Origin of the sequence: Planctellipticum variicoloris, assembly GCF_030622045.1 — a bacterium.
Classification (GTDB): Bacteria; Planctomycetota; Planctomycetia; order Planctomycetales; family Planctomycetaceae; genus Planctellipticum; species Planctellipticum variicoloris.
In genome coordinates, this window is sequence record NZ_CP130886.1 from 5,212,049 (window position 1) to 5,232,070 (window position 20,022).

The 20,022-nt window shown below is 62.0% G+C and carries 16 protein-coding genes; 6 read left to right on the forward strand and 10 right to left on the reverse strand.

Annotated elements, in window-relative coordinates:
* The first annotated feature begins 424 nt into the window (after window positions 1-424).
* Window positions 425-1,606 carry a methionine adenosyltransferase gene (gene metK / locus SH412_RS20280; RefSeq protein ID WP_336519840.1) on the forward strand — a complete coding sequence of 394 codons (1,182 nt, stop codon included), beginning with the start codon at window positions 425-427 and terminating at the stop codon, window positions 1,604-1,606.
* Between the two features lie 389 nt (window positions 1,607-1,995).
* On the opposite strand, the gene SH412_RS20285 is transcribed toward metK, so the two are convergent.
* The 4 genes from SH412_RS20285 to SH412_RS20300 form a co-directional block, all read right to left on the reverse strand.
* Entirely contained in the window at window positions 1,996-3,246 is a 1,251-nt protein-coding gene (locus SH412_RS20285; protein ID WP_336519841.1) for a hypothetical protein, read from the reverse strand.
* Between the two features lie 76 nt (window positions 3,247-3,322).
* Window positions 3,323-5,284, reverse strand: coding sequence for an alpha/beta hydrolase-fold protein (locus SH412_RS20290; RefSeq protein WP_336519842.1), 1,962 nt, complete (start codon window positions 5,282-5,284; stop codon window positions 3,323-3,325).
* 53 nt (window positions 5,285-5,337) lie between these two features.
* Window positions 5,338-5,574, reverse strand: coding sequence for a CDGSH iron-sulfur domain-containing protein (locus SH412_RS20295; protein WP_336519843.1), 237 nt, complete (start codon window positions 5,572-5,574; stop codon window positions 5,338-5,340).
* 134 nt (window positions 5,575-5,708) lie between these two features.
* A complete protein-coding gene (locus SH412_RS20300) occupies window positions 5,709-7,412 on the reverse strand; it encodes a hybrid sensor histidine kinase/response regulator (protein WP_336519844.1) in 1,704 nt (567 codons plus the stop codon).
* A gap of 217 nt (window positions 7,413-7,629) precedes the next feature.
* Here SH412_RS20300 and SH412_RS20305 point away from each other — a divergent pair, with 217 nt between their 5' ends.
* Window positions 7,630-8,655 carry an isoaspartyl peptidase/L-asparaginase family protein gene (locus tag SH412_RS20305; protein WP_336519845.1) on the forward strand — a complete coding sequence of 342 codons (1,026 nt, stop codon included), beginning with the start codon at window positions 7,630-7,632 and terminating at the stop codon, window positions 8,653-8,655.
* Between the two features lie 93 nt (window positions 8,656-8,748).
* Here SH412_RS20305 and mnmA read toward each other — a convergent pair whose 3' ends face one another.
* The 3 genes from mnmA to SH412_RS20320 all read right to left on the reverse strand — a co-directional run bounded on the left by mnmA (window position 8,749) and on the right by SH412_RS20320 (window position 12,200).
* The gene (gene mnmA / locus SH412_RS20310) at window positions 8,749-9,927 is read right to left on the reverse strand and encodes a tRNA 2-thiouridine(34) synthase MnmA (protein ID WP_336519846.1); all 1,179 of its coding nucleotides are present in this window, start codon (window positions 9,925-9,927) and stop codon (window positions 8,749-8,751) included.
* 80 nt (window positions 9,928-10,007) lie between these two features.
* Complete coding sequence (locus tag SH412_RS20315; protein ID WP_336519847.1) at window positions 10,008-11,216, reverse strand: nucleotidyltransferase domain-containing protein; 1,209 nt, start codon at window positions 11,214-11,216, stop codon at window positions 10,008-10,010.
* A 3-nt stretch (window positions 11,217-11,219) separates the two neighbouring features.
* A complete protein-coding gene (locus tag SH412_RS20320) occupies window positions 11,220-12,200 on the reverse strand; it encodes an HprK-related kinase A (protein WP_336519848.1) in 981 nt (326 codons plus the stop codon).
* 936 nt (window positions 12,201-13,136) lie between these two features.
* Between SH412_RS20320 and SH412_RS20325 the strand changes: the two genes are divergently transcribed.
* Window positions 13,137-13,487, forward strand: coding sequence for a TfoX/Sxy family protein (locus tag SH412_RS20325; protein WP_336519849.1), 351 nt, complete (start codon window positions 13,137-13,139; stop codon window positions 13,485-13,487).
* A gap of 49 nt (window positions 13,488-13,536) precedes the next feature.
* On the opposite strand, the gene fliM is transcribed toward SH412_RS20325, so the two are convergent.
* The 3 genes from fliM to SH412_RS20340 form a co-directional block, all read right to left on the reverse strand.
* The gene (fliM, locus tag SH412_RS20330; RefSeq protein ID WP_336519850.1) at window positions 13,537-14,592 is read right to left on the reverse strand and encodes a flagellar motor switch protein FliM; all 1,056 of its coding nucleotides are present in this window, start codon (window positions 14,590-14,592) and stop codon (window positions 13,537-13,539) included.
* Between the two features lie 36 nt (window positions 14,593-14,628).
* Window positions 14,629-15,888, reverse strand: coding sequence for a glutamate-5-semialdehyde dehydrogenase (locus tag SH412_RS20335; protein WP_336519851.1), 1,260 nt, complete (start codon window positions 15,886-15,888; stop codon window positions 14,629-14,631).
* Between the two features lie 397 nt (window positions 15,889-16,285).
* Window positions 16,286-17,233: a hypothetical protein gene (locus SH412_RS20340; protein ID WP_336519852.1), complete on the reverse strand. Its 948-nt coding sequence runs from the start codon at window positions 17,231-17,233 to the stop codon at window positions 16,286-16,288.
* Window positions 17,234-17,595: 362 nt separating this feature from the next.
* Between SH412_RS20340 and hisI the strand changes: the two genes are divergently transcribed.
* The 3 genes from hisI (at window position 17,596) to SH412_RS20355 (ending at window position 19,756) form a co-directional block, all read left to right on the forward strand.
* On the forward strand, window positions 17,596-17,979 hold the full coding sequence (hisI, locus tag SH412_RS20345; RefSeq protein WP_336519853.1) for a phosphoribosyl-AMP cyclohydrolase: 384 nt from the start codon (window positions 17,596-17,598) through the stop codon (window positions 17,977-17,979).
* Window positions 17,980-18,081: 102 nt separating this feature from the next.
* Complete coding sequence (gene hisG / locus SH412_RS20350) at window positions 18,082-18,960, forward strand: ATP phosphoribosyltransferase (protein WP_336519854.1); 879 nt, start codon at window positions 18,082-18,084, stop codon at window positions 18,958-18,960.
* A 172-nt stretch (window positions 18,961-19,132) separates the two neighbouring features.
* On the forward strand, window positions 19,133-19,756 hold the full coding sequence (locus SH412_RS20355) for an amino acid kinase family protein (RefSeq protein ID WP_336519855.1): 624 nt from the start codon (window positions 19,133-19,135) through the stop codon (window positions 19,754-19,756).
* Window positions 19,757-20,022: the final 266 nt, after the last annotated feature.

The following is a 20,022-nucleotide window of genomic DNA, read 5'->3' on the forward strand; positions in this document are numbered from 1 at the left end:
GGAAACTCCGCGAAGGGCCGCCCGGAGTACGCTTTCGGTCGTATCGAGCGACTCGATCAACCTGTAAACTATTCTGAGATAGCGGCTTACGGCGTTGCGAACAACAATCTCGAAGTCTTTCGGTTCAATGGCTGACGCTCGGGCGCAGAAACTGCTTCGTGGTACCAGCGATCTCCAGGTTCCTGCAGGCTCGCAGCCGGTTTGACGCCCGGACGCCTGCGGAAACTCGAACACTCGCGATCTCTCTGCGTGACAGGCGGCCGGACTCACCCCCCGGCCGCTTGTCTTTTTTGCACCGCAGCCAGTCAGTTGTGAGACGTTCCCCGGCACCCTACAATTCAGGCTTTCCGGCAGCGAGTCCGGGTTGAGTTTGGGGCAGCGAGGCGCCGTCAGGGCGGCCGCCGGGTTGGGAGCCGACGTCAGCATGTCGAACTATTTCTTCACCAGTGAATCCGTGAGCATGGGCCACCCGGACAAATTGTCCGATCAGGTGTCCGACGGCATTCTCGATGCCCTGCTGGCGCAGGATCCCCGCTCCCGCGTGGCCTGTGAAACGCTCTGCACCACAGATTTCCTGTGCCTCGCCGGAGAAATCACCACCAAGGCCCAGGTCGACTACACCGCAATCGCCCGCAAGGTCTGCCGCGAAGTCGGCTACACCAGCGACGACATCGGCTTCAACGCCGATACCTGCGAAGTCCTTGTCAAACTGCACAGCCAGAGCCCGGACATCGCCATGGGCGTCGACCGCGACGGCGCCGGCGACCAGGGACTGATGTTCGGCTACGCATGCAACCAGACCGAAGAGTACATGCCGCTGCCGATCGCCCTGGCGCATCGCATCATCAACCGGATCACCGAAGCCCGCCAGAAGGGCGAGGTCGACTGGCTCCGTCCGGACAGCAAGAGCCAGGTCACCGTCGAGTACGACGACCAGAACCGCGCCGTCGGCATCTCCGCGATCGTCCTCTCGACGCAGCACAGCGAGAAGGCGACGCAGCAGCAGATTTCGGATTTCGTCACCAGCGAAGTCATCAATAAGTCCGTCCCGGGACATCTGCTCTCCAAAAACACCAAGTACCACATCAATCCGACCGGCCGCTTCGTCGTCGGCGGGCCGCACGGCGACACGGGCCTGACCGGCCGCAAGATCATCGTCGACACGTATGGCGGCTGGGGCCGGCACGGCGGCGGCGCCTTCAGCGGAAAGGACCCCACGAAGGTCGACCGCTCGGCCGCTTACATGGCCCGCCACGTGGCCAAGAACATCGTCGCCGCGGGCCTGGCCAGCGAATGTGAAGTCCAGCTCGCCTACGCCATCGGCGTCGCGGAGCCGGTCAGCGTCCATGTCGAAACCAACGGCACGGCAGTGGTTCCCGAAGAGAAGATCGTGGCCCTCGTCCGCGAGCACTTCCGGCTGAATCCGCTGGGGATTATCGAATCGCTCCAGCTCCGCCGGCCGATCTATCAGAAGACCGCCAGCGGCGGCCACTTCGGCCGCAGCGACGCCGACTTCACCTGGGAAGCGGTCAGCAAGGCCGCCGATCTCCGCAAGGCAGCCGGTCTGGGGAGCGACAACTTCAAGCCGCAGTTCGCCACGGTCTGAGCACCGTTAGCCGACTCGACGAATGAACGCGACGGGGAGCCAGCATGGCTCCCCGTTGTCATTGGCGGGGTCGGGGGGGATTTGTCCCCGCGATCTGCAGGTCGCGCCCGGGGCTTACGCCACTGGGCTACAGTAGTTCGCCCCTGGTGGGGCTCAGGAGGCCGGGGTACAGGGCATTCTTCTCTGGCGATCAGCGATCAGCCTTCTCCTAAATCACCGGCCACGATTGTGAGGCACGCCGTCCTTTCTCCGTGGCTGGCACTTTGACATCTTCGAAGACGCTCACCCTGGCCCTCTCCCACTGAAGACAGCGGGAGAGGGGACAAGACGAACAGACGGACTGTTTCAGAATCGATGCCGGTGATTTGGCGATTCGCTTCTTCCCTGCCTCACTTCGCCTTCTTGATTCTCACGGCCATCTCGCCCGAATTGTCGCCGAGCTCGTGCCAGGCGTCTTTGCACCGCAGAAACAGCTTGCCGTCCTGAGTCGCTGTGAATTCGCCGCTGTCGCCCAGCGAAAACGGCTCCGACAGCTTGTAGTCTTCGAAGTAAATTCCTTCGAGCACGCCCCGGCCTTCGGAATCACCGGCGGCCGTCTGCGGCTCGCCATCCTTGCCGAGCTTCCATTCGCCCGTCGCCGTGTAACTGTAGGTCTCGCCCTCTTTGGCCAGCAGACGCGACGCCTGCCAGCCCTGGTTGGCGTCGATTTTGCAGACGGCGCTGGCATTCCCGCGCACCGCGGTGAACTTTGTCTTCCAGTCCCAACTGCACAGGTCGGCGCGGTAGCCCCGGTCGAAGTGTTCCAGGAAGAACAGATACTCGAAGCTGATCTCCTCGGCCATCGGGCCGTAGACGTCTTCGAAGCTGGTCCGCTTGTTCGCCAGCAGAGCCAGCCCCAGCGGACGGAAACGCGGAGCATAATTCGTGTTGTTGGCCAGCAGATGACACAGCGCCCACCGCCACGCATAGTTCTGCCAGCTATCCCCGGTCGTCTGGTTGGGCGAGACCAGTTCCCGGAGCGTCTTGGGCTCTTCGGACTTCAGATACTTGACGACCACCTCGTGGCAGTTGACCGCACTGTCCTTGTCCTTCCAGTATTGCCCCATCTCAGCCATTCCCTCCGAATACCAGACCGGACCGGTCCGCCCGAAGTTGAGCTGACAGTATGCGTGAACCGCTTCGTGCTGCGGCGTCCCATGATCGGCGACCGCGTAGACAACTGCCTTTGCCGCCAGCGCCTCGCCCGTCGCCCGGTTCTCCAGCGTCTGCCCCAGTGTGACGCCCCCTCCCGTTTCAATACTCTCCAGGCCGCGCGGGTCGAGCGAGCCCGGCGGCCACTTCTTGAGATCTTTCACGACGTACATCTCGACGAGCTGCGAATTCGGCCGGCCCCAGTACTTGGAGATCAGGACCAGCATCGTCTCCAGGCGGACCAGCAGATCTTCGGCCTCTTCCTTCGTCAGGTCCGTGTGGACGACGAAATTCTTCGACGTGCAGGTCTGCGGTCCGTCAGCCGTCTCGGCCGCCTTGCCCCGCGGTGCGGCTTTCGTCCGCGAGCCCTGCGCCCACGCCGGCTGGGCGGTCATCAGACCAAACATGACGCCGGCGGCCAGCAGCAACCGCCCGCTCGAGGTTTGCATTCGTCTGAGTTCCTGCATGTTGGACTCCGAGTGATACTGACGATCCTGATCGTCGCAGGCCCGCGGATCGCCTGCGCTACTCCGTCAGATTCCAGCCCGCATCAAACACATCGGCCCAGGCGGCTTCCTCCGCATACGCGCCGCTGGACTGACGGGAAAACTTCAGCACCGCAATGTCCCCCAGCCGAGGGTACAGCGTGGCGTTGCTCGCCCTGAACTCCGTCTCGTGGAACGTGTGTCCCGAGTTGATCACCACGTATTTGTGCGGGTTCAGCGGATTCGGAAAAACCAGCACGACTGCGTGCGTCTGCGGGTCATAGGTTTTTCCCGCGACGACGAGCTCGGTCTTCGTCCACCGGATCGGCAGCCGGTCGATCACTTTCGCCAGCACCGCGTTGGAGCCCGGGTCCCCGAACAGGACCAGGTGGTTTTCAACAATCTGCTCCGGCGTCAACTGCGTGTCGTTAACGACCGGCAGCCGGGCGCGCAGCCACTTATCGTACTCGTGCTCGAACCGTTCCAGCGACCACTCCGCATAGGCGGCGTGCTCGCCGTGCCAGGCGGTCCCCGTCGGCTTGACGCAGACGAAGGAGTCCATGAAGGCGTCGTCGATCGGCCCCTGCAGACCGTGCCGCTTTCGCCGATCGCCGTTCTCGAAGAACTTGATCGACGACCGGTGATCGAGCGCCCGCCAGCGATCGCCTTCATGCACGAAGACCACGCCTGGAAGCAGTCCTTCGGCGGCGGTGCGCAACGCCGTCGGCGGATTCCCGTCGATCGCAATCGTCTCCGCCACGTTCCGGTCGATCTGGAACGCCGCCACGTTTCGCGTCGCGACCTTCAGCTTGTCGTCCTGACCGTCCAGCTTTCCTTCAATCCGAGTTTCTGCATACGGCTCGATCTGCTCCTCCAGAGTCGCCCAGAAGCAGGAATTGTACCGCGGAGTATAAGTCACGAATTTGAGTTCGAACGGTTCCGGAAACTTCGGCTTGCCCTTCGCCGTATGTTCGGCGTGAAAAGCCATGAACTCCTTCAGACTGTCCGGATGCCACTTGTGCTCGACTCCCGGTCCGATCAGCAGCGGGATCGGCGCACCGGCGGCTTTGCCCAGGTCGGTCATCGTCTTCGCAGCCAGCAATTGCTTGTCCAGCTCACCGCCGTACCCGATGATCGGCACGTCGAAGGCATTCGCCGCGTAGTCGACGGCATCGTAAATCCGCACCAGTTTCTGGTGCAGCGGAGACAGAGGCTCCTTCAAATTCAGGTACTTGACCGTGTCCACAAATCCCGCCCCCGCCCCGACGGAGGACCAGCGGTCGGGATGCTGCAGCCCCAGGTGCCACGCCCCCGCGCCCCCCATCGAGAAGCCCCAGAGCGTCACCCGGCGATCATCGATCCGATACAGCCGGCTCAGCGCGTGCAGCGCCTCGAACACATCGGTCTCGCCGCTCCAGCGGTAAGCGTTGTTCGTCCGACCGAAGACGTCGAGCTGAATCCAGGCGGGTTGTTCCTTGAGCGGCTTGCCGTCGTGCTGTCGGATGAAAGAGACCTCGTTGAGCGTATCCCCTCGCCCATGCAGAACGAGATGCACCGGCCAGCGCTTGCCGGGCGACTGATCGAACTCCGCCGGCAGGGTGACCGCAAATGGCTGAACCGAACCGTCGACCCGGGAAACGTAAGCCAGAATCCGCGAACCGGCGCCTGTCCGCCAGGGCTGTTTGCCTTCGGCGAGCAGGTCCGCCCGCTTGAGGCCGGTTTCGAGCGCCGTCAGCGCCCACTTGGCGTAATCCGGCTTATGAAATTCGTTGTGCCGCAACAGCCAGTCGGCGGCCTTGGCATAAACGGAGACTTCGGCCAGGGCCTGCGGATCGTCAGCCTGAGACGCCGACAGGCTCTCCAGTCGATCCTGCAGTCGCTTGAGCTGCTCGGCGATCTGCGGTTTCAACTCGGCGACGACCGCCGCAGGATCGGCGGGCTGGGCCGCTGCCACGCTCCCCAGCCCGCCCAGCAAAACCACCGCCAGAATCTGTCGCGTCATTCCATCATCCCATCGCAGAGTCGTCGGATCGTGGCCCGAAAAGTCTCAAGTTGTCAGGCCGGCGGAGCAGATTCCGTCGGCGGCTGATTCGCCAGCTCCCCGGCCTGAAAGCCGTTATACCGGTGGGAACCGTCACAGAACGGACGCTTCCGCGACCCGCCGCAGCGACAGAGGGCGACATTCGGCTGCCCGCCGAGGTCGAACTTTTGCCCATGTTGATCGATCAGCGTGAAGTCGCCCGTCACCAGCAGAGGCCCGTTCTCGCGGGTCTTGATCACGACATCACCCATGCAGCGGTCCCCTCGACATCTGTTCCGACAGAAAAAGCATACGCGACGCGGGGGCCTGGAACAATTCCTCAGCAGCCGCCGATCGGACGTCGGCGACGTTCCGGCAGAGCCCGCGAGGCGCGGTCGCTGCAGATTCAGCCCTGAGATTTGCCGCCGGGTTCGTCCGGGCCGCCGACCGTCGCTTCGACTTCCTTGAGCAACTGGTCGAGCCGGAACGGCTTGTAGAGGACCGATTTGAGCCCCGCCTGGCGGGCCTTGACGATCGAGTGATGCGGGTCGTACCCGAAGCCGGTCATGAAAATCACCGGCAGATGTTCGCTGACTTCCCGCAGTCTGGTAAAGCAGTCGAAGCCGGTCATGTCGGGCAGGCGAATATCCACAATCACGGCGTCGTAGTGGAACGTGCGGACCATCAGCAGGGCTTCTTCGCCGTTGTGAGCGGTCTCCACCTCGCAGCCGAAGCGTCCCAGATGCTCGTGAGCGGCCAGGCGGACGGTCTCGTCGCTGTCGACGACGAGAATCCGCTTGTTGCGCAGCTTCGTCCGCTGCGGCCCGGCCGAGATCGCTTTCTGCATGCGGGGGGAGATGTTTTCTCCCACCTTGTGAATGAGCTGGCGAATGCCGCGGGTGTGCTTCAGGATCCGCTGCAGCCGTTCCGCGACGGCAGGATCGTGGCCGATATAGCGGTCGAGAATCCAGGTCGTGTCGTTGAGAATCTCGTCCATCGGGCGGGCGACTTCCCGAAGAATCAGCGTCGTGCTCTCGGTCGCCGTCGAGACTTTTTCCGCGGCCAGCAGTTCGAGCGTATTGAGCGCGATCGCCACGTCGCGCGAGAACAGTTCCAGAAACTGCAGGTCTTCCTCGCTGAACGCTCCCGGCTGGGCGCTCTCGACGTTGAACGTCCCCATCACTTCGTCGTGCAGCACCAGCGGCACCGTCATCGAGCTCCGCGCGTTCGGAGCGCCGGGCAAGTACAGCGGATCCCGGCTGGTGTCGTCGCAGAGATAGCTCTTCCCGGTCGCCGCAACGAACCCCGTGACGCCGTTGCCCGTCGGCTCACCCTTGAGCTTGCGGTGGGCCGCCTCGTCGGTCATGCCGACGTTCAGCAGCGGCTCGAGCTGTTTCGTGTGCCGGTCCAGCAGGCGAACTTCCACCGTCTCAAACTCAAGCACTTCATTCGTAAACTGCACGATCTTCTGCTTGAGCAATTCGACGCGGTCGTCGACGGACATCTCCAGAATGTCTTCCGGCGACAGATCGCCCAATTCCATTCCCGCCTGATGAATGGCATTCAGCTTTTGCCGGTGCAGCACATCTTCAGAAATATCCCGCACGGTGACGACGATCAGCTCCGCGTCGCCGGCCCGCCGAAAAAACACCGGCGCCGCATGCAGCTCGAAATACGTCTTCTCGCTCACCCGCACCGTCGTCCGGGCCGCCTCGCCGGCACCGAGCGCCGTCTGCAGCGGGGCGAAGTCGGGGCCGAGGATCTCGGCGTCCCCGAGGATCTCCAGAAATCCCCTTCCCAGGACTCCCTCGCGCCCGATCATTCCTGCGAACTGGTCGTTGCACCAGCGGACGCAAAAGGTGGAATCGAGCGCCGCGACTCCTTCGGGCAACTGTCGCAGCAGGGATTCCAGGACAGGCCACAGGGGCGCCGCGTCGAGCCGATCACCAACGACGCAGACGGCGGCGAAGTCGTTCGCCACGCCGGGCATCAACGGACCTTCAGCCGCGCCCGCGGTGACCAGCTCAAACTGGTCCCGCAGTTGCCGCAGCACGGGATGGTCCGCATCCGCCCGTGCACCAAGGACGAAGATCCGCGACGAATTTGACACCGAATCCTGCCGCATGCCTGATTTTAAGAGTCGGCTGGGATTATAGGGTCAGATCCAGCGACCAGCAATCTTCGATCCGTTCGTCTCCCGAATTCGCACGCACCGAGTCCCTCCAACGGCTTTTCCGCGCGGGTCGCTCGCCACTCATCACCAGCCACCCTTCCCTCCGCTATACTTTCCGCCGTTCTGAACCGGACACCCGCACGGGACAACCATCATGCAAATTGCCTGGCTCTGGGGAGGCCTGATTGTGACGGCGCTGGCGGCAGATTCGATTCACGCAGGCGACGATGTCGTCCCGCACGTGGTCCTCGGCATTCACGGCGGCACCGGCGCCGACAAGAAAGACATGACGCCCGAACTCGACCGGCAACTCCGCGCCCTCCTGACGGAAGCTCTCCAGGCGGGGCGCGCACGCCTCCAATCCGGCGGCGTGAGCCTCGACGCCGTCGAAACCGCCATTCGTGTGATGGAAGACTCGCCGCTGCTCAACGCCGGCAAGGGAGCCGTTTTCACGCACGAGGGCCGCAATGAGCTCGACGCCAGCATCATGGACGGTCGGACGAAGAAGGCCGGCGCCGTCGCGGGTGTCACCATTGTCAAGAACCCGATCACCGCCGCCCGCGCGGTCATGGAGAAGTCGAAACACGTGCTGTTCGTCGGCCGCGGCGCCGAGATCTTTGCCACGCAACAGGGGCTCGAAATCGTCGATCCCTCCTACTTCTGGACCGAAGAGCGCTGGAACTCCATTCGCGACATCTGGAAGAAGGAAGCGGATGCGAAAACCCGCACCGGCGAACTGCCGGCATTGCCGCCGAAGAAATCCGAGTACGGCACCGTCGGCGCCGTGGCGCTCGACGCGCACGGAAACCTCGCCGCCGGCACATCGACCGGCGGCATGACCAACAAGATGGCCGGTCGCGTCGGGGATTCCCCGATCATCGGCGCCGGGACCTACGCCGACAACGCGGCGGGGGCAATCTCCTGCACGGGACACGGCGAATTCTTCATCCGCTACGCCGTCTCTCACGAAATCGTCGCCCAGGTGAAGTACCGCGGGGCGAGCATCAAAGACGCCGCCGAAGACGTCATCAACCGACAGCTCAAAGACGCCGGCGGCGAAGGGGCCTCGATCTGCCTCGATCCCCAAGGGAATTTCGCCACCGCCTACAACTCCGAAGGGCTCTATCGCGGCAGCATCACGAGCGACGGCCAGATCCGAATCCGGCTCTACGAGGAGTAGCGGCGACCAGCAGGAATGCACTGGCGGCTGAAGGCAGACAGTGCCAGCCGGGAACGGCGGCGCAAGTACAGAGTTGGCGTCAGGGCAGCGCTCTTAAGGACTCTCGGTTTTCTCGGCGAACGCCTCTTCCCGCGGCGTCACTGCGAGAGATCTTCCTGCGTCTCCGCTGGCAGCGATCCAGCCGCCGCCCAGAACGCGATCGTGAGCATAGAACACGACCGCCTGACCGGGCGCAACGCCTGATTGCCGCTCGTCAAACGTCACGCGCACCCGCTCGGCGTCTTCGCGGGTTACAGTGCAGGGCGCCGCCGTGTGTTGATAGCGAATCTGCGCGAGACAGCGCATCGGCTCAGGCAGGTCCGGTGCGAGCCAGTTGACCCGGTCGGCCACCAGCGACTCGCACGCCAGATCTTCTTTCGTTCCAAGCACGACTCGCTTTGATTCGGCATCTATCCGGATGACAAAGCGTGGTTCGCCGAACGTGATCCCCAGCCCGCGCCGCTGCCCGATCGTGAAATGCTCATAGCCCGCGTGCCGCCCGAGAACTCGCCCGGCGGGATCGACGAACTCGCCGGCGGTCTCGAATTCCCCCCGGTGTCGCCGGAGGAAACCCGCGTAGTCATTGTCCGGCACGAAGCAGATTTCCTGGCTGTCCGGCTTGGTCGCCACGCGCAGTCCGGCCCGGGCGGCCAGTTCGCGAATTTCCGGCTTGGTGTAGTTCCCCACCGGGAATTGAATTCGTCCCAGCAGGTCACGAGAAATCCCCGCCAGCACGTACGACTGGTCCTTGCCCGGGTCGAGCCCCCTCACGAGGGCGGGCTGGTCTTCGCCGATGTCTCTGAGCCGGGCATAGTGCCCTGTGGCGATCGCATCCGCTCCGACCTGGCGGGCGAAATCCCACAGCTTGCCGAACTTCAGCCAGTTGTTACACATCACGCAAGGGTTCGGCGTCCGGCCGGCCAGATACTCGTCAGCAAAGTAGTCCTTGATCCGCCCGAATGCATTCTCGAAGTTCAGCGAGTGAAAGGGGATGTCGAGCAGATCGGCCACCCGGCGGGCGTCCGCCGCGTCGGAGGCGCTGCAGCAGCCCTGCTTATTGGCCTTGGCGGTGACGATCGGCAACGCCGGTCCGATTCCGGTGTGGCAGGCGTAGTCGTCGGTGGCGCCGGAGCGCATGAAGAGTCCGATCACGTCGCAGCCCTGCTCCTTGAGGAGGACCGCGGCGGCGGAACTGTCGACGCCACCAGACATTGCGAGGACGATGCGGGACACGCACAAAGCCTTCGACAAAAGGAGGGAACTCAGCGGATCAGTCTAGACGACCGCAGCTCATCTCACAGGTCTGAGAAGACTCAGTACGGGAGATTCCGTCTGCGCAGCTCATCGTCAGGATCGGCATGGGGCTTGTGGGGACCACCGTCGAATGGAAACGTCGGCAGGCGTTTGCGCCAGAAGAGATACGAGAAGACAGTGCGCAGACGGGGTGGAGGCCACCATTCTCGAATCGTCAAAGCCAGATTGCGGCCATGATCAATTCGACTAAGTGTTTGTGGGAATAAACATCGTCGCACCAAGGCATCATAGAACGATAGAGACAACGAGCTGGGTCCCCAACCGGAAGTGGCGTTCTTCACCGTTTCTGGTGCAGCAAGGCCGCAAATCACGTTGAGGTAACGAACGGCAAGGAAGCACTCCCGACGCAGATTCAACGAGACGGCACGATTCACCGTTCGGTCCCAGAAACCCGGTTCTCGTTCCAAGTGAACAACGAGTTCCCGCAGGTCCCAGAGATCTCGGAGCAAGTGATCAAACTCGCCGGTTCGAAACAGATTCGCTGTCGCATGAAGGAACATGTCAGTCGGATGGAGAACCTTGAGAGGGGACTCCGCTATAGAAACCGCATCGAAAAACAAAGGTCGCGGATCGAAACTGACACGATCCTTCGAACGAATGATCGAAAAGTGGACATCGAGCGGCACTTGCCGATTGACATGCCACATCGGTGCAATTTCATGCAGCCAGCGTCGATAGTACAGCCGATCCAGCGGCCTCTTTTCGTTGGAAACCCATCCACGACGGCGGAGTGCCGTTTCAACGGCAGCCAATCCCGATTCAGGGACGAGGATATCAACATCTCCAAACTGCCTTCCCCTGGCGAACTGAAATCCCAATAGGAGAAATGCAGCGCCTTTCAACACGACGACCGGATCGCTCACCTCGGCCAATGCCTCCTGGAGGCGAGTGATTTCCCAGCGGATCACAGCCTCATTAGCATCGGCGGCAGTAATTGCGGATTGCAGGTGCTGGTGAACCGGTTCCGGGACGTTCGTCTCAAGCTTCTGATCTCGTACGAGCACGCAGATTCGGGGCCAAAGTCCGAGAACCTTTGCGATCGGGATTAGTCGCCCCCATTCTTCGATCGAGAGAGTCTGGAGGCACTCCGGGTGATGGAGCATACGGAGAATCAGATCGCAGCCCAGCTCGGGCGATGGCCCGCCGGACCAAGCGAGCGTTGCAGCGACCGTTTCGTCCATCGACTTGTTGACCGCGGTGACCGTCATTTTTCAAGTTGATCTGTAATGCGGCAGAGAGGTCCTGCACACAAAATCGTGTCCGGCCGGACGAAGGAGGTCAATCGACTCTTCAAAATACTTAATCGCTGCGGGAAGGTCACCGTAGACTAGTTGACGACACTCGACCCGATCCATCACTCGGCAGAGAGTTCGAAATCCCTTCGCCCCGAGCTTCTCATAATTGAACGAGCTCTTGACGAGATCCGGGAACGCTGCCGCTCGCGATACCTCCTTGATCGCAAGGTCGACATTCGAATCGTGCCTGATAAAGACGAGCAGGGCCGGATCCGCTGATTGGTCCATTTGAATGACGCTGGTGGAGGGAGGCCGCATGCAACAAACCAGTCCCTTTCGTCGGGTCACGACGCGGGGACCGAATTCCGAATTCGCTGACATTTGGCGAATCACGTCGATCGACTCGTTCTTCAGGCTAATCGGCCGAGCGATGGGAATGATCGACGTCGACTTCAGGTCGATCAGCGCCAATTCATCGGTCAGCAGTCGCCATCCTGAAACGGCAAGCGCGGCGCACAGAGTACTCTTTCCGGAGCCGGACACTCCGAGGAGCACGACTGCTCTGCCAGCCCGCTCAAGCACTGCGGCGTGCAAGATCAAATAGGAATTGACCTGAGAGTAAATTGCATGATTCAGTCCCCATTCGAGAAAGACTGAGGCTTTGTATGGTTCAAATGCGGGTAGAACCGGGCGTACTTGACCGCGGAGCAACACGTAAGCGCGAGGAGCGACCCAAGAACGAATTCCGCGCGGTCCGACGACGTTCAACTCGAAGTCGGTGAACAGCGAATCGATGACCGGAAAGTCGCTGTACAGGTCAGCAATTCCGCGGGCAACATGGGGAATATCACTTCGAATGCGAGAAACGAAGGGCCCAGTTCTGATTGCCAGTCCCGTTGTTCCGAGACGGTCCGTCAGTTCCGCTGACGTCAAGTCTCTGACAATCACGCGGACCATCCCGAAATGAGTCCGGCTTCGGAAAACCTGACCACGACGTTGGTAAGATAACCAACGGCGGCGCGTGCGTCGCAAGCCGTCAGACCGAATTCTCCAACAATTTGCCCAGCGATCTGCTCGGCAGACGTGCTTCCATCCACAATTGAACGGAGAACGAATGCCGACAACTCATCCATGACGTGAGTCTGTTGAGACGGCACGTGATAAACCACCCAAGAGGATGAGTCGCCCCACGTATGCCAGAGCAACTCATCTCCATCAAGGGACCGCAAACTCATTTAGAGGCAACCAATTCAATTGGCGTGCCGAAAGTCACTCTGTCGCTACGCCGAACAGACAGAGCCAGTGCCACAGCTCGGGTCATCAGTAGCACTTGCGGTGCGGGTCAGCGTCAGTACCGCGGGCACCGCCAGCAGCGCTGCTCGGATTTCCTGCCGACGCGACGTCCGCCGAGCACCGTCCACGGGAGCCGGACTCGGACTCGCGGCAGGTTCAGCAGCCAGAATTTTCTCAGATTCCATTACAAGCACCTTTTCGTATGCGAACGGAGTCCAGCGACTGATGACCGCCCGCCTTCGATGAAGGATCGCCCCGACGAATCGGTATCGATTTCACCCGGATATCCCATCCAGCGCGTCAAGTCTAGCCCCCGAGGAGACCGGACGCAACAAGAATCGGCACCGGGGTTTCCACCAGTTCACCCAAGATTCTCAATCTCCCTCGGAAGACCGCCGCAACGGCCCCGGCCTTCGACCCGGTTCAGATGAAAATCGTCGCGGCAAGGCAGACCCCGAAGAGCCTACAACTCCTTTTCCCAAAAACATTTCCGACGAACCCGAGGGCCGTGAACAAATCGCCTCGATCCGGTTCGCGTGGAGGGTTCAACCCGCTAGAATCAAGTTGCTGCCAGCCCGCCATTCTGTTGAAGGAAGTCAAATGGCCTACAACGTGGCCCTCGCCGCACGAGTTCGAACGCTCGTCGCCCCCCGCCGGGGGATTGTCGAGAAATCCATGTTCGGCGGCGCAGCCTTCCTCTTGAACGGCCACGTCGGCGTCGGCGTCTGGAAGGAGTATCTGGTTGTCCGCCTGGGGGTCCACCAGGCCGAGGACGCCTTAAAGGTCGCGGGGATCAAGCCTTTCGATATCACGGGACGCCCCATGAAAGGCTGGGTCATGATCGAGATCGGCGCTCTCGACAACGACGAAGAACTCGCCGAGTGGGTCGAAAAGGCCATCCGGCTCGTCCGGACGCTTCCTCCGAAGCGAACGCAGCCGCCGATCGACTGACCCCTCGAAAAGCGGCCGACAGGACTGCCCCTCGCTGCTTTCAAATTGGCTACTTCTTTGGCGGCGTCACGGGCGCCGCCACTCCAAGCTGCCGCTCGATCAGTTCGCGGGGCTTCATGAGCTGCTGACCGACCCGGACCGCCTTGTGGCCTTTGAGCACGCCGGGAAACGCCTCAAACATCGGCGTCCCTTCGACGAGAATCTGCGCGGCCGAATTCGCGCCGGTCTCCGTCATGATGACGTCGCCGATTTCCAGACCTGCAAGTTCTCCCGTCGAGATCTTTGTTCCCGCGAGGTGGATGACGAGCCGCACGGCGGCGCGGGCCAGGCCGGTTTCGAGATTCAGTTTCTGGCGAGGGTCGAGCTGCTTACGGGTATAGGCCGACCAGGAATCGGTCGACAGCTTGCCCGACAGAGGCTCGATCGTATTGAACGGAATGCAGAGATTCATGATCCCGCGAGACTCGCCCATGCTGATTTCAAAGCTGACGAGGACGACGACTTCGTTCGGCGGAACGATCTGCACGAGCTGCGGATTACTTTCGACCTGGCTGACGCGGAGCTTCAATTTCGCCACGTTCGCCCAGGCGTTCTCCAGTCCCTGAATGGCGAGCGTGGTGATCCGCGAAACGAGCTGCAGCTCGATTTCCGTCAGCGGTCGGTTTGGAAAGTCGTAACTGGCGGACTGCTTTCCGCCCCCCAGCAACCGGTCGATGATCGGAAAAATGATCGAGGGGTTGAGATCGAGGATCAGATGGCCGTCGAGTTCGTCCGCCTGCAGCAGATTGAAGCAGGTCGGGTTTTCCAGGCTGAACACGAACTCGCTGTACGTGAGCTGGTCGACGCTGATCAGTTTGACTTCGACGATGGCGCGCAGCATGCCGCTGAGAGCCGCGCCGAACTCGCGACTGAATCCTTCGTGCAGGGCCTGAAAGGCCCGCATCTGCTCCTTGCTGACACGTTCCGGACGTTTGAAATCGTAAAGGCTGAGCTGGATATTGGAATCGACGCGACGCTGCGGCTTCGCAGAGGGTCCCTGCGAGGTATGAGGATCAAGCGCTGCCAGCAGCGACTCGACTTCGGACTGACTCAGGACGTCGCCCATCCCTGGGGTCTCCTGTCACGCGATTGACTGCGGTCGCTATTCCCGCACCTGACCGCTGCCGCGTACGATCCATTTATAGCTCGTCAGCTCCCGCAGACCGCACGGTCCGCGGGCGTGAAACTTATCCGTACTGATCCCGATCTCCGCCCCGAGACCCAATTCGCCTCCGTCATTGAACCGTGTGCTTGCGTTGACGATGACTGCCGCAGAATCGACCGCCGCAAGGAAGCGCTCTGTCGCCGACTGAGAATTGGTGACGATCGACTCGGTATGATGCGAGCCATATTCCTCAATGTGCTGCATTGCGGCCTCAAGACTGTCCACAACCTTGGCAGAGAGAACCAGATCCAGGTACTCGGTCCGATAGTCGGCCTCGGTCGCCGCTCGAGCCGACGGAAACCGACGGACGGTTTCCGGGCAACCGCGGACTTCGACGTTCTCTCCCTTCAACATCGGCCCGGCAACGGCCCAGAAGCGATCCGCGATCTCGCGGTGCACCAGGACGCACTCCGCGGCGTTGCAGACGCCGGGACGCTGGCACTTGGAATTGCGGAGAATTCCGACGGCCATCTCGACATCGGCGGATGCGTCGACGTAAACGTGGCACACGCCGTCGAAGTGTTTAATCACCGGCATCCGGGCTTCCGCGGCGACGCGTTCAATCAGCGACTTGCCGCCGCGGGGAATCGTCACGTCGATTTTGTCGCTCAATTTCAGCAGTTCGCCGACAACTTCGCGATCGGCCGTATTGACGAGTTGCACGGCGTCAGCCGGCAGTCCGACCGCTGCAAGCGAGTCGCTCAACACGCGGTACAGCGCCAGATTGCTGTGCAGGGCTTCTTTGCCTCCGCGCAGGATGACGGCATTGCCGCTCTTCACGCACAACGCCGCGGCATCAACAGTGACGTTGGGCCGGCTCTCGTAAATGAAGAACACCACCCCCAGCGGGACACGGATGCGAGAGACCGACAGTCCGTTCGGGCGAATCTCGCCATCGAGCACCTGTCCGACGGGATCCGGCAGGAGCAGAACTTCGCGGAGCGCGGCAGCCATCCCTTCCACGCGCGGTCGACTCAGTGTCAATCGGTCAACGGCGGCCGACGACAAGCCGTACTCGGGAGCGCGCGCTAGATCCTTGGAGTTCTCCGCCACAATCTCGCCGGCGCGAACAACGAGCTGGTCGGCCGCATGCTCCAGCCATACCCGCTTCTGCGCACCGGTTACGGTCGCGAGGACTCGCGCTGCGCATCGTGCCTTGTCGCCCAGGGTACGGGCGTACTGCTGCCAGTCGGACATCGTAGCTACTTCACCATTGCGGGGAGGGTGCTCGAGCAGAGCCCAACCGCCCTTTACAGGTTCACCCACAGCGCAATGTTTCGCAGGGGCCAAACCCCGCGAAATATCGACCAATTCACAACTTGTGTCAACCCAGACCGGCCGCCGGGGGCGGCCCCGCTGCCGACTTGGAAATGGGATTCTGCGTGGAGATCCCGTTCGGCGGCGATGGATTTTCGACGGAATGCAGCGCCGGGCGGCAATCCGACGCCTGGCGCTCTGTCACACCGGAAGATCAGGGTCATCAACTGAGCGAATCGGGAATGGCGCAGAGAAAATCGCTGCTCGGCACATACTGGCGATTCTCGACTCCCTGTTCGCGAGTCCCTCTTCCCGAAATCCTGGTTGTGACAAAGCACTATTCGTCAGCGCCGGGAAAGGCATCGGCGGGAGGCGGGGGAGGAATGATCGTCGTGTTGAGCGACTGCGCCAGGCTCTGCTGATCCGCCACAACCTGTGTCTGAACAAGGACTAACATCGGGAGTCGCGGTTCGCGACCCGGCCGGTTCAGGTCCAGCAGCCACGCTCCCCCGTCAGCCAGCGGAGCGTTGACCCACTCCGGTTGCGGGAGCTGGCTGGCCATCCGCTGGGCATTTCCGCCAACTTCCACCGGAACGGTGAGTTGCCGACGATCCGGGGAAACACCCACCGCGACCCCGACCGACATCGGATGAGCCGTTGTCCGCTCCCAATGAACTTCCCCGGCGCTGCGGTCCACCAGAACCATCGGCGGCGCCGTTTCTTCAATGGCGAAGGTTTGATCGCGGAGCAAACTCTGGAGCCGCTCAACCTGCTCCGGCAGCAGCCGACCGCTCCCCGTCGGGTCCAGCAGCAGCTTCAGGGCCTCGGGTAGCGTACTTCCTAAGCCTCCAAACCGACGGACAGAGACCCGCACGCTCGGCGGACGCCGCTGGCGTTGAGCCGCGAGGCTGCCGGCAACTGCGGCATGGCCGTCAGAAGACGTCGTTACGATCAAAGAAAAGGTGTCTTCATGAAACTGCACGACTCCCGGACCGCCATGCTCGGACCAGTAGCGACGATCCGTGGACTTGCGGAGATCCTCCAGAACCGGACTGGCATCCGGACGAGCCATCGCAACCCGCCCTGACGATCCGCCGTCCGCGATCACCACCCGCTGGTGGGTGCCGGGGGCCGTTACCAGGTCCAGAATCGGATAGACGCGAACTTCGACGGGAGAGACTCGAATGTCTTCCCACGAACCAAGTTCGTCACCGGCAAGCGTTTCAGACGCAGAGCCCGCGAGAATTCCCGCGATTATCACAGCCAGCAGTCGCCACAACCTCATGATAGCGTCCCTGTCCCTGGTCCGCGGAGAGCCCTCTCACGCGCAGGCGTTCGTTGATATCTTCCAGGCTACCTCGCACGAACCTGAGCCACAAGTGCAGGTTAGCTCATTTTGTGAAGTCCGGCTGTACGAGTTTGTACGCAGCGCCTGCGCGTCGGGCAAGATTTTCGAGACGAACCGGACGCTTTGACGGAAAGCCGCCTCAAACAGGTGCCGTTGGTACGCGTCGGTTGGCGAGCGCAGCCGGGGCACGGTATTCTGAGGGCTTTTCCGGCCCGGCCGCGAGCCATTGGCATCGTTGACGTGTCCGGGAACCGGAAACCAGAACTCCCCCACCAATGGCTTAAAGACCGGACGGACGCGTGGCTGACGGACCTGACTTTTCAAAGTGTGACCTGATCCCTGTGATCGCCCAGGACGCCGGTAACGGCGATGTCCTAATGCTCGCCTACATGAATCGCGAAGCGTACGAAGAGACGCTCCGGACCGGACGCGTCGTCTACTTCAGCCGAAGTCGACAGAAGCTCTGGCGCAAGGGTGAAGAAAGCGGCAACGTCCAGGAACTGAAGGCGATTTACTTCGACTGCGACGCCGACACGCTGCTGGTCAAAGTCCACCAGATCGGCGGCGCCGCCTGCCACGAAGGATATCGAAGCTGCTTCTTCCGCCAGATCGACCCTCAATCCGGCGCCGTCACCGTGCAAGGGGACCGGGTCTTCGATCCCAAGGCGGTTTACAAGAAATAGCCGAGTGTCGAGAGACGAGAGTCGAGAGCCAGACAAGGGAAAGACACCCGGGTCACGGTTCCGGCCACTGACCACAGACTACTGACCACGGACCACATTCGAATGAGCGACAAGTTGATCAAGCTGGGAATTCCCGCCGGCAGTCTGCAGGAAGCGACCGCGGAGCTGTTCAAGAAGGCGGGGTACACGATCAAGTTCCCGTCGCGGTCGTACTACCCCGAAATCGACGACCCCGAAATCGAGTGCCTGCTGATCCGCGCCCAGGAAATGGCCCGCTATGTCGAACAGGGGATCCTGGACGCCGGGATCACCGGGCACGACTGGGTCCTGGAATCCGAAGCCGACGTCCACGAAATCTGCGAGATGGTCTTCTCCAAGGTCAGCCGGCGGCCGGTCCGCTGGGTCCTCTGCGTCCCCAACGACTCCCCGGTCAAGTCCGTCAAGGATCTTGAAGGGAAACGGATCGCGACCGAAGCGGTCGGTCTGACGAAGCGCTATCTCGCGAAACACGGCGTCAACGCCACGGTCGAGTTCTCCTGGGGCGCTACGGAAGTCAAACCGCCGCGGCTGGCCGACGCCATCGTGGAAGTCACCGAGACCGGCAGCTCGCTGCGGGCCAATGACCTCCGGATCGTCGAAGAAGTCCTGCAGAGCACGACTCGCTTCATTGCGAATCAGGACTCCTGGAAGAGCGAAGCCAAGCGAGCCAAACTGGAGAACATCTCGCTGATGCTCCGCTCGTGCCTCGCCGCCGAAGGCAAGGTCGGCCTGATGATGAACGTCCACCGGAAAGACCTGCAGGCCGTCCTGGCGACTCTTCCCGCCCTGCAGAAGCCAACGGTCTCGGGACTGTCCGATCCCGACTGGGTCGACGTCAACACCATCCTCGACGAAGCCCAGGTCCGCACGATTATCCCGAAACTCAAAATCGCCGGCGCCTGCGGCATCGTCGAATACGCAATCAATAAGATTATCGACTGATCGCCACGGGCGGCACTTCTGCCGAGCCGCCGGGGGCGGCGACGCTGCCGACTCAGAGACGGGTGAGTCGTGGATGCCGGATTCGGCGGCGATGGAAAGAGTGATTGGGGGCACGCCCTGAGTTCGCCGACGGGCGTGATTTGCGACCTGACGTCGCCATCTGAGCGCGCCGATGCCAACGACGATCATCAAACTCGGCGGGAGCGGGCTGACATTTCCCGGCGGCATCGACCGCGTCCGTCGGTGGCTGTCGACGATGGATTCTCGCGACTGCCTGCTCTTTCCTGGGGGCGGGCCGGCGGCCGATCTTGTCCGGAAGTGGCATCTGGACCACGGGCTGACGGAAGAGACTTCTCACTGGCTGGCGATCGCGGCTCTCGGACTGACAGCCCGCTTCTGGGCGGCCGTTTTGCCGAGGACACGTCTGGTCGCCGACCGCGACGAGGCGCATGCGGCCTGGCGAGACGGACAGCGGGCCATCCTTGATCCCGAACCGTTTCTCCGGAGGGAAGAAGCGGGGCTGGACGACGCGCCGCCCCACAACTGGGACGTCACCAGCGATTCTCTGGCGGCGTGGACTGCGCTGCGCTGGCCCGCCGAGGAACTGGTCCTCGTGAAGGTCCCCCTTGCCCCGCTGGGTCAGCGGCTGACGGCTGCCAGCCAGTCGGAACTGATCGATCCGTACTTTCCGGGAATTGCCGGCCAGTTGCCCCGCGTGGCGTGGCTTTCGCTGCAGCTCGCTTCGTCGGAAGTCGTTCCCTGGCTAGATCTTGGAGTTCCTGTCCGGGGTGACTGATCGCCAACTTCCCGCGAGCGAGCTCCGCCGGCAAAACGACGCGGGCGAGTTGCTTGCAGGTCGGCCGGGCAGCCGTTAAACTTCCCCGTTCCACCGGACCCGCTGCACGGGCCGGTTTTTCGTGTGAGTTGAGGTCAGTTATGGTTCTTCGGCCGCGTACAAAGTTGGTGAAGGCTCGCAAGGCTCGGCGGTGCGAGAAGTGCGGGAAGCTGGTTGGCTTCCGCATTCGTTGCAAGACTTGCCATAAGAAGCTGCGTTAGTCTCAG